This is a genomic window from Pauljensenia hongkongensis (assembly GCF_001746855.1).
Lineage (GTDB): Bacteria > Actinomycetota > Actinomycetes > Actinomycetales > Actinomycetaceae > Pauljensenia > Pauljensenia hongkongensis.
Map to the genome: position 1 here is coordinate 1779239 of NZ_CP017298.1, position 8802 is coordinate 1788040.

Sequence of the window (8802 nt, forward strand, 5' to 3'; positions counted from 1 at the left end):
TCTCCCCTCACCTGCTCATGGGCTGTCGGTACTGCTGGGCGTCGATCATCTCACCGGGCTTCGTCGAGAAGACCTTGTACATCCGCGTGTCGACCGGGATCGAGTTGTCGAAGGGGATGACGACCTGGCCCATCTTCAGCAGGCCCTGGCCCGCGGGGACATGGGAGTAGTAGCCGCGCTGCTCGTCCGAGAACTGGAAGAGCTCCTGCAGAGACTCCGCGTCGGTGGGCGTCTGGTTGAGCAGGGCCAGCATGTCGCAGTTGGCCAGCATCAGGCGCGCCCGCTCGGACATGAGCAGCTCCTCGATGTTCTGCGTGAGCCCCGTCGGGTTCAGGCCGTACTTGCGGGCCCGCTTGAAGATCGACTGGAAGTAGGCGGCCGCGTAGTCGTTGGAGAACAGCAGGTGGAACTCGTCGATGTACAGCCACGTGCGGATGCCCTTCGCGCGGTTCTGGATGACGCGGTTCCAGATCTGCTCGAGGATGATGAGCATGCCGAAGGAGCGCAGCGACTGGCCGAGTTGGGAGATGTCGTAGATGACGAACCTGTTGGAGGTGTCGACGTTCGTCTGTTGCGAGAACCCGGAGAACGAGCCGGTCGAGTACAGCTCGAGGCTGGTCGCCAGCTGCGGCGCCTCGGCGTCGTCCTGCCGCCGGATCATGTCGGTCAGTGTGGCCAGGGTGGGCATGGGCGCCCTGCGCTTGGAGAAGAAGGTGTTGTAGATCGCGGTGACGCAGCGGTCGATGATCGAGCGCTGGGAGGGCGACAGGCCCGTCGTGCCGCCGATCAGCAACTCGCACATCGACAGGACGAACTCGGATTTGAGTCGCACCAGGTCGCCCTCCGTCGAGTCGCGCACGATGTCCATCGGGTTCACGCAGTGCTGGGAGCCCGCGTGGATCTCCACCGTGGTGGCGCCCAGTTCGTGCCCGACGGGCGCGTACTCCCGGTCGGGGTCGATGATGATGACCTCGTCCTCGGGGCGGTTGAGCAGGACCTGGTGGATCTCGGACTTGCCGTACATCGACTTGCCCGACCCGGAGGTGCCCAGGAAGAAGGCGTTGCCGTTCATCAGCGTGGAGCGCGAGGCGAGGATCAGGTTCTTCGACAGGGCGTTCACCCCGTAGCAGACGCCGTCCTCCTCGAAGAGCTCCTGGGAGGTGAAGGGGATCATGACCGCCGTGGTGCCAGTCGTCAGTGTGCGGAACAGCGGCAGCCTGCACCTGCCCAGCGGCAGGAACGCGTTGAAGGCGGCCTCCTGCATGTAGCGCGCCGTCGAGAAGCGGCAGGACTGGCGGTTGCCCACCTGGATGACCCGCTCGCAGCGGGAGTCGAGCTCCTCGATGCTGCTGGCCGCCACGCCCACCAGCAGGGTCGTGGTGAAGAGCTTCTGGTTCGACGTCTCCAACTCGTGGCGCAGGTCGACGCCCGCCTCGTAGGACGCCTCGAGCTCGTGGGGCATGAGGTCGTAGGGAAGGCCCTGCTTGGTGAGTTTGCGCGTCTCGTTGGCGCGCTGGATCGACATGTCGGCGAGGCGGCGCTTGACCAGGTCCAGGCCCTCGCCCTGGTCGATGGGGCTGATGTGCAGAGAGACGCCCAGGTTCATGTTGAGATCCGTGAGCTCTTTGACGAGCCGGTCGGAGAGCCAGGCGGGCAGCTCCTCCAGCCATAGGACGCGCAGGTAGGAGACCTCCTCGTTCTCGATCCGCACGTGCCGCGCGTTGGAGAAGTCGAAGACCGCAGGCGCCAGGAAGTCCTTCGACGACTTCCCCGGGTCCACCAGCTGGGCGTAGTCGAAGTCGAAGCGCTCGCCGGGGCGCGTGAAGGAGTGGACGATGCGGGCGCGCGCCTGCCCGGTGACCACGTCCGCGGTGCAGCCGCCGACGCTGCGCAGGTGGCTGATGCTCTCGGTGGCGACGCGCATCAGGCGCGCCCGCCCGTCCTCGTAGTCCTCGGCCTCCACGGTGATCGTGAAGTACTTGTCGGTCACCGTGTTGTTCCTGCCGGTGGCGAGGCGGTCGTGGATGACCCGGTTGAACTCGCGGCGCAGGGCGTTGTACGAGTCGGGCCGGTAGGGCATGAAGGCGGCCTCCTCGACAGTCTCCTGGTCCATGACCCTGTTGATGACGCTGACCTGCAGGTGGTGGGCGGAGTCGAAGCTGTTGAGGAACTTCGCGTACTGCTCGATGATCGATTCCTGCTGGTGGGGCGGTGCGATCACGTAGTTGACGTCGGACAGGCGCAGTGTGATGGAGAAGTGTTGGTCGTCGAGGACGCAGATCCCCGAGTCCATGAGCGCCTCGTAGTCGAGGACGTCCTGGGCGCGCAGGATCTGGCGCCGTGAGACTTTCTTCTTCTTCTTCGGCTTGTCTGCGTCTTTCTTGGACTTAAACATACGAGTCACGCTCCACGGGCAGGCTGCCTTTGCGGCGGGATTTGGTCTTCTTGCGGTTCCGCTTGGCCTTGCGCGGAACCGGCCCGCCGTCGGCGGATGGCTGGACTTGGGAGATCATCCCGTACACGTACAGCTGGCGGCTGCGCTGGTGGTTGATGATGTACCCGGCGTACTTCTCGAAAGGGAGGCCGCGCGGCCGGTACCAGCCCAGGGCCGCGAAGGGGATGATGATCGCGATCACTATGTACTGGCTCGTCTCAACGAAGTCCGCGAGGTAGCCGACGAAGATCGTCGCGAAACCGAGGATGGTCATGGCGGCAGCGCACGCGAGCTGCCGCCATGACATCCCCATGACCACTTTGGCTTGATACGCGGTGATCTCGCGTGGTACCTGGATCTCTATCGCCATGTGTGTCCTTGTGCGGGACCGGCGGCGGGGCGGCGCTTGCTCGGCGGCGCCCCGCCACGGGCCATTCGGTTAGTGGAGGCTGATCTGCCCGAACAACTGCGCAGCCGCGACGATCATCCCGCCGCCGACCAACTGCCACACGCCGGACTGGATGCCGGGCCCGTTGTGGTCCTTGAGTCCGCCCGCCAGCACGACGACGCCCCAGATCGCCCACAGGCCGCCGCCGATGGTGGCGAACCTGACGAGCAGATGAAGAGCTTCGTTGACGACATTAGCGTCCATGTTTCCTCCGGGGGTGTTGACTGGGGCGGCTTCAGGCGCGGGAGCGCTTGCGGGCCCTGCGCCGCATGGCTAGGAGCGTGAGACCGGTGGCGCCGAAGGCCGCCGAGGTGAGGGCACTGGAACCCGCGCCGGTCTGCGCGAGTTCGGAAGCGCTCGGGCGCTGGGCGTTCACGTCGGGCGCGGGCGCTTGCGCGGCCTCAGGGGCGGGTGCGGGGGTGCCGCCGACCACAGCCGAGATGTCGCCGATGCCGGTGGGCGCGGGCGGCAGGGCCGAGGGGACCTGTCCGGCGGGCAGCGGGGGCGTTCCACGGTCCGCCGCCCTGTACTGGGTCCCGGGCTTGGACGGGGTGCGCCCGGGTGTCGGCGTGGGCGGGTTGGTCGGGTCAGCGCCGGGCGCCGGGGGCGTGGTGGGTCCCGGGTTCGGCGTGGTCGGCCCGGGATCGGGCGTGGTGGGTCCCGGGTTCGGCGTGGTCGGCCCGGGATCGGGGGCGGGCGTGGTGGGCCCGGGCGAGGGCTGGGCCGGGTCGTCCGGTGTGGGCACGCCGGGATCGGGCGCCGGGTCGGGGTTCCCGGGCGCCGGATCAGGGTTCCCCGGAGTCGGCGGCTGGCCGGGCGTTCCTGGGTTCGGGTCGTCGGGCGTGGGCGGGTTCTCCGGCGCCGGGGGCGTGGTGGGCCCCGGGTTGGGCGCGGGGATGTCGGGCTCTCCGGGCTCCGAGGGGCCGGGTGTGGGCGGGTTGGGGTCGTTGGGCCCGTCGGGTGTCGGCGGCTTCTGGTCGTCGTTCGCCGCCCAGTGGATCTCCAGCATGGGCGAGGTGGGCGCGAGCACGCCGCGGGTCGCATTGAGGGCCTGCGTGTGCCCGTTGCCGTTCATGGTTCCTGTAGTCGCGGGCTGGGCCTGGGCGCCACCCGAGTAGAGGGCGGGCGCGCCGATGGTGGCCACGGCGGCCAGTGCGATGAATGTTCGCCTCATGACCCTTCCTTTCAAGAGTTGGCGGGGCGGGTCGGCGCGGGGGCCGACTGGGGCCAGCCGAGTCGATGGGTATTTTCCCCACCTCCCATTGTGGTACCGATCGGCATCCAGGTCAAACAACGCTGACCGCAGTGAAAGACGCAATCCGTTGGGATCGGAGGGGCTGGAGTGGACTGTGTGGCGGATGTGCTCAAAGACTACTGAGGTGGTCAGCCGATATTGCAGGGGGGCCTGCCGATGGGCGCCCGCCCGGCTTCCGGCGCGCGCACCCGGTACTATTCTGCTGATCGGCCATGAGGCGGGGCGCTCCGAGGTGCGCTGCGCCGACGCCGGGTGGCGGGCCCCTCCTCGCCGCGGAGGCGCCCACGAGTGGAAGGCGGACTCCAGTGGACAAGTCGCGCGTGCGGACCCCGGTGGTCGTAGGCGTCCTGTGTGTTCTGGCCTGGGCCATCGGCGACAAGATCAGCTACCAGGTGCGCGCCATCGTCCGCGGCGGCGGCACAGCGGGCGACGTGCTCGACGGCTTCTGGAAGGACCTCCCCGTCCTCACGCACTTCTCCTTCGACGGCCCCGACGTGCTCGCGGGCATGATCGCTGCCGCATCGGTGCTCCTCGCCGTCGTCTACCGCATCGGTGCGCGCACCAACATCCGGGCCCATCAGGAGCACGGCTCCGCGCGGTGGGGCGGGCCCCGTGACATCAGGCCGATGGTGGACCCGGATCCCGCTCGGAACCTGCTGTTCACCCGCACCGAGTGCCTCAGCCTCGACACGCGCGCCACCCGGCGCAACCTCAACGCGCTCGTCGTCGGGGCGTCGGGGACCGGCAAGACCAGCCGCTTCGTCGTCCCCAACCTGCTCCAGGCGTCCACCTCCTACGTGGTCACCGACCCCGGCGGCCGCGTCAAGGCGGCGACCGAGGGCCGACTGCGCGCCAACGGGTACGAGATCCGGACCCTCGACCTGGTCAACCCCGCCGCGCACGGGGACTCCTTCAACCCCTTCGCCCACATCGACGCGGGCAACGCCGAGGTCGAGCTCCTGATCCTGGTCGATGCGCTCATGGCGAACACCGCGCCCATGCCGGGTGCCCTGCACGACGCCCTCAGCGACAACGCCGAGCGCGCGCTCCTGGCCGCGCTGTGCGCGCAGGCCTACGCCTCCGACCCCCACGGAGCCTCCCTCGGCGCAGTCGCGGACCTCCTCGCCCAGTTGGACGCCGCCGACGGCGACGGGAGGGCCCTGTTCGCCCGAGGGGCGCCCGCCGAGGACGCGCCGCCCCCGGGGGCCGCCACAGCGGCCGGACCGGCGCAGCCGCCCGCTGTCGGCACTGGCGCGGCGGACGGCCCGCTCGCACTGGGCGAACCGCCGAGGACGGCGGGCCGTTCCGAGCCGGACCCGCTCATGCCGCCCGTGCCCCCTGCGGCCCCCCCGTTCCCAGGAGGCGCGCACACCGCCCCCGTCGGCCCCGAATGGCCCCTCGACGACGAGACGGCCGTCCGCAGGGAGCAGATCCGCGAGTTCGCGCGCTCCCAGTACGCCGCCTACTCCCAGGGGCCCGACTCCACCCGGCTGGCGGTCCGCGCCTCGCTGGGGTCGCGGCTGGCCCCCCTGCGCATCGTCTCCATCCGTCGGGCCCTGTCCTCGGACACGATCGGCACGGAGCTGATCGGGCAGCGCAAGACCGCCGTGTTCCTGGTCGTCCCCGACTCGCACAGGTCCTTGGACTTCCTGGTCAGCCTGTTCTACGACCTCGTGGTCCGGGTCAACAGCGCCGCCGCCGACCGCAGCCCGGGCGGGCGCCTGCCCGTGCCCGTCCAGTGCTTCATGGACGACTTCGCCACAGTGGGCAGGATCCCCGGATTCGAGGCGAAACTGGGGGTCATGGGGAAACGGGGGATATCCGCCTGCGTCATAGTCCAGACCTACTCGCAGGGCAGGGCGCTGTACGGGGACGACTGGGAGGGCATCGTCGGCAACTGCGACTCCAAGCTCTTCATGGGCGGCGACGAGGAGACGACGCTGCGGTGGATCGTGGGCCGCCTGGGCAGGGAGACCATCGACACCGTGGACTCCGCCACAGTCAAGGGATCGGTGGGCGCCTTCTCGCAGTCGTGGCGACGCCTCGGACGCGAACTGCTCACCGCCGACGAGCTCGCCGGGCTCGACCCCGGCCGCTGCGTCTTCACCCTGCGGGGCCTGCCGCCGTTCCTGTCGGACAAACTGCCCGCCCAGGACCGGTGAGCGGGGCGCGTGGAGGGGGAACGGAGCAGCGCGCCGCCCCCGCGCCCTGCTGGGACGGTGACAGGCCCGGCGGCAGCGGGACTGCCCCCTCTCCTGCGCGCCGTCCACTGGCGGCGGGGCAACGGCACACCGTGGGGCTCCGCGCCGACGGCACCGTGGCCGCGGTCGGAGCCGACTCCGCTGGGGAGTGCCGGACCCTGCGATGGCAGGACGTCGTCGCGGTCGCGGCGGGCGGCGTCCACACGGCCCGCAACACCGGCAGTTCGCACACGCTGGGGCTCCGCGCGGACGGGACCGTCTTCGCATGCGGCTGGAACGCCCAGGGCCAGTGCGAAACGCGGTCGTGGCGGGGCGTCGCGGCCGTGGCAGCCGGGTGGAGGTTCAGCGTGGGCCTGCGGGGCGACGGAACACTGGTGGGGACTGGCCGTGCCGCGGAGGGGCAGCTGCGTTTCGAGGAATGGCGCGCAGTGGTGGATGTCAGCTGCGGGGACTGGCACACGGCCGCGGTCCTCGCCGACGGCACCGCCCGCGCGACCGGCAACAACGCAGCGGGCCAGTGCGACGTGGGGCACTGGACCCGTATCCGCGCGGTCGCCTCGGGCTACCTCCACACCCTGGGGCTGACGGGGGAGGGCACTGTTCGCGCTGCCGGGCGCTCCCGGGCATGGGCGGGCAGCGAGCAGTGGGAGGGGATCGCCGCTGTGGCGGCCGGCAGCCGCCACAGCGTCGGTTTGAGGACCGACGGCACCGTGGTCGCGGTCGGCGAATCTGAATCCGGCCAGTGCGACGTGGGCGGTTGGCGCAGCATCGTGGCCATAGCGGCGGGCCCGGCCCACACCGTGGGCCTGCGCGCCGACGGCGCGGTCGTGGCGACGGGCAGTAACAGCCACGGCCAGCTCGGGGTCGGCTCCTGGCGGCTCGGGCGCGCCGTGGCACCACTGCGCGCGCGCCGCCCGCACGGCGGGCCCTAGACCACCAGGTCCGCGCGCGGGCGCGTGGAGGCGACCAGGCGGATGTTCGCCAGGTCCACGGTGCGCACCCAGTGGGCGGCGGCCGCGCGGTCGCGCCCGAACGCCTCGTGGCGGGCGACCAGGCGCCGCAGCACCTCGTTCTCGGGCGTGTCCACGTAGATCAGCACATCGACGAGCCCGCGCACCTGGGACCAGCCTGGCAGGTCCAGGCCCAGGTAGTTGCCCTCCGTGACCGCCACGCCCTCGGGCGCGACCCGCAGCGACGCTGCGACGGGCTCGTGCAGCTCCCTGCGGTAGTCGGGGGCCAGCACCGTCGCCTCGGCGCGCTGGATCCGTTCGAGCAGCGCGACGAAGCCCCCCACGTCGAATGTGTCGGGCGCCCCCTTGTGGTCGGCGATCCCCGCCTCGGCGAGCACGCGGTTCGACATGTGGAAGCCGTCCATCGGAGCCATCCCCGCCAGCGGGATCCCCGCTTTGGGCAGCAGGTCCGCCACGAGCGCGGCCACCGTCGACTTGCCGGTCCCCGGTGGGCCAGTCAGCCCCAGGACGCGCACGCGCCCGCCCTTGCCGACGCGGTCGGCCACCTCCTCGACGACGCGGCGGGCGATCCGGGCGGAGGACTCCAATGAGGCGGGGTCCTGCGGGGAGGGGAAATGCGGGACTCCCGAGGAGTCGCGGGCGGCGGGGGGAGCGCTGGCCATGGGGACCGCCTCAGGGTTTGATGACGGGCAGGGTCGACCACGGGAAGTTGATCCACTGGGAGGTGTGGCGCCACACGTAGTCGGGTTCGATGATCGACACCGGCTTCTTGTAGACCACGGCGCTGCGGGCGTCGACCCGCACGGAGGCGCCGCCGTCCAGGGTGAGCCCGTGCTCGGCGATCAAGTCCATCACCATCTTCAGCGTCTTCCCCGAGTCGGCGACGTCGTCGACCACGAGCACGCGCTTGCCGTCCATCGCCGACACGTCCATGAGCGGGGGCAGCAGCACCGGCTCGGCCAGGGTCTGCCCGACGCCGGAGTAGAACTCCACGTTCATCGTCCCCATCGCCTTGACGTCCATGGCGTAGGCGATGGCCCCGGCGGGGATGAGGCCGCCCCGGGCGATCGCGACGATCAGGTCGGGCACCCAACCCGAATCAACGATCCGGGTGGCGAGTTCGCGCGACGCGTCCCCGAACCCCTGCCAAGTGAGGACCTCGCGGTCGGGGGCGTCGGTTGCGTCTGGGCTGGCGGAGGCCTCGGCCATGGTTCCTTCTTTCGCTCCACGCGGTCTTGCGTTGATTTTAGCCGCCGGAACCGCCCGGTGCGCACTCAGCGCCGGGAGCGTCGCACCCGCGCCAGCTCCCGGGCGTAGGCGCCGCCCGGCGAGGCGGGCGCCCCGTCGCGGGTCCACGTGAGGATGCGGTCCGCGTCGAACACCCGGGCGCACGCGCCGCACGAGGCGACCCTCCTGGGCGCGCGGAAGAGGCGGCGCTGCGCCCCGCACGCCGGGCAGGTCCCCACCCACGGGGCGTCGGGGGCGGGCAGGGC

At 70.8% G+C, this 8802-nt stretch carries 8 protein-coding genes and 1 pseudogene; 2 read left to right on the forward strand and 7 right to left on the reverse strand.

All coding sequences use genetic code 11. The annotated features are described in order from the left end of the window. Nucleotides 1–7: 7 nt before the first annotated feature. The 4 genes from BH719_RS07370 to BH719_RS07385 form a co-directional block, all read right to left on the reverse strand. Nucleotides 8–2395: a VirB4-like conjugal transfer ATPase, CD1110 family gene (locus BH719_RS07370; RefSeq protein ID WP_009744192.1), complete on the reverse strand. Its 2388-nt coding sequence runs from the start codon at nucleotides 2393–2395 to the stop codon at nucleotides 8–10. After that, the gene (locus BH719_RS07375; RefSeq protein ID WP_009744193.1) at nucleotides 2388–2804 is read right to left on the reverse strand and encodes a PrgI family protein; all 417 of its coding nucleotides are present in this window, start codon (nucleotides 2802–2804) and stop codon (nucleotides 2388–2390) included. The genes BH719_RS07370 and BH719_RS07375 overlap by 8 nt, the downstream gene beginning before the upstream one ends. Before the next feature lie 69 nt (nucleotides 2805–2873). Continuing rightward, nucleotides 2874–3086 (reverse strand): hypothetical protein, encoded by a 213-nt coding sequence (locus tag BH719_RS07380; protein WP_005867694.1) that lies wholly within the window; start codon nucleotides 3084–3086, stop codon nucleotides 2874–2876. Nucleotides 3087–3117: 31 nt separating this feature from the next. Next, the gene (locus tag BH719_RS07385) at nucleotides 3118–4056 is read right to left on the reverse strand and encodes a hypothetical protein (protein ID WP_009744194.1); all 939 of its coding nucleotides are present in this window, start codon (nucleotides 4054–4056) and stop codon (nucleotides 3118–3120) included. A gap of 386 nt (nucleotides 4057–4442) precedes the next feature. On the opposite strand from BH719_RS07385, the gene BH719_RS10170 reads away from it, so the two are divergent. Next, nucleotides 4443–6299, forward strand: coding sequence for a type IV secretory system conjugative DNA transfer family protein (locus tag BH719_RS10170; RefSeq protein WP_009744195.1), 1857 nt, complete (start codon nucleotides 4443–4445; stop codon nucleotides 6297–6299). Between the two features lie 131 nt (nucleotides 6300–6430). Then, nucleotides 6431–7270, forward strand: coding sequence for an RCC1 domain-containing protein (locus BH719_RS07395; protein WP_009744196.1), 840 nt, complete (start codon nucleotides 6431–6433; stop codon nucleotides 7268–7270). Here the strand turns inward: BH719_RS07395 and BH719_RS07400 are convergent. The 3 genes and pseudogenes from BH719_RS07400 to BH719_RS10175 form a co-directional block, all read right to left on the reverse strand. Then, the gene (locus tag BH719_RS07400; RefSeq protein ID WP_009744197.1) at nucleotides 7267–7971 is read right to left on the reverse strand and encodes a nucleoside/nucleotide kinase family protein; all 705 of its coding nucleotides are present in this window, start codon (nucleotides 7969–7971) and stop codon (nucleotides 7267–7269) included. The genes BH719_RS07395 and BH719_RS07400 overlap by 4 nt on opposite strands. A 10-nt stretch (nucleotides 7972–7981) precedes the next feature. Further along, entirely contained in the window at nucleotides 7982–8518 is a 537-nt protein-coding gene (locus BH719_RS07405; RefSeq protein WP_009744198.1) for a phosphoribosyltransferase, read from the reverse strand. 65 nt (nucleotides 8519–8583) lie between these two features. Beyond that, nucleotides 8584–8802 (reverse strand): annotated as a pseudogene (locus tag BH719_RS10175) (SprT-like domain-containing protein); the annotation flags it as partial.

Coding starts and splice junctions, on each gene's coding strand:
- BH719_RS07370 (WP_009744192.1), bottom strand. CDS start 2,395: ATGTTTAAGTCCAAGAAAGACGCAGACAAGCCGAAGAAGAAGAAGAAA.
- BH719_RS07375 (WP_009744193.1), bottom strand. CDS start 2,804: ATGGCGATAGAGATCCAGGTACCACGCGAGATCACCGCGTATCAAGCC.
- BH719_RS07380 (WP_005867694.1), bottom strand. CDS start 3,086: ATGGACGCTAATGTCGTCAACGAAGCTCTTCATCTGCTCGTCAGGTTC.
- BH719_RS07385 (WP_009744194.1), bottom strand. CDS start 4,056: ATGAGGCGAACATTCATCGCACTGGCCGCCGTGGCCACCATCGGCGCG.
- BH719_RS07400 (WP_009744197.1), bottom strand. CDS start 7,971: ATGGCCAGCGCTCCCCCCGCCGCCCGCGACTCCTCGGGAGTCCCGCAT.
- BH719_RS07405 (WP_009744198.1), bottom strand. CDS start 8,518: ATGGCCGAGGCCTCCGCCAGCCCAGACGCAACCGACGCCCCCGACCGC.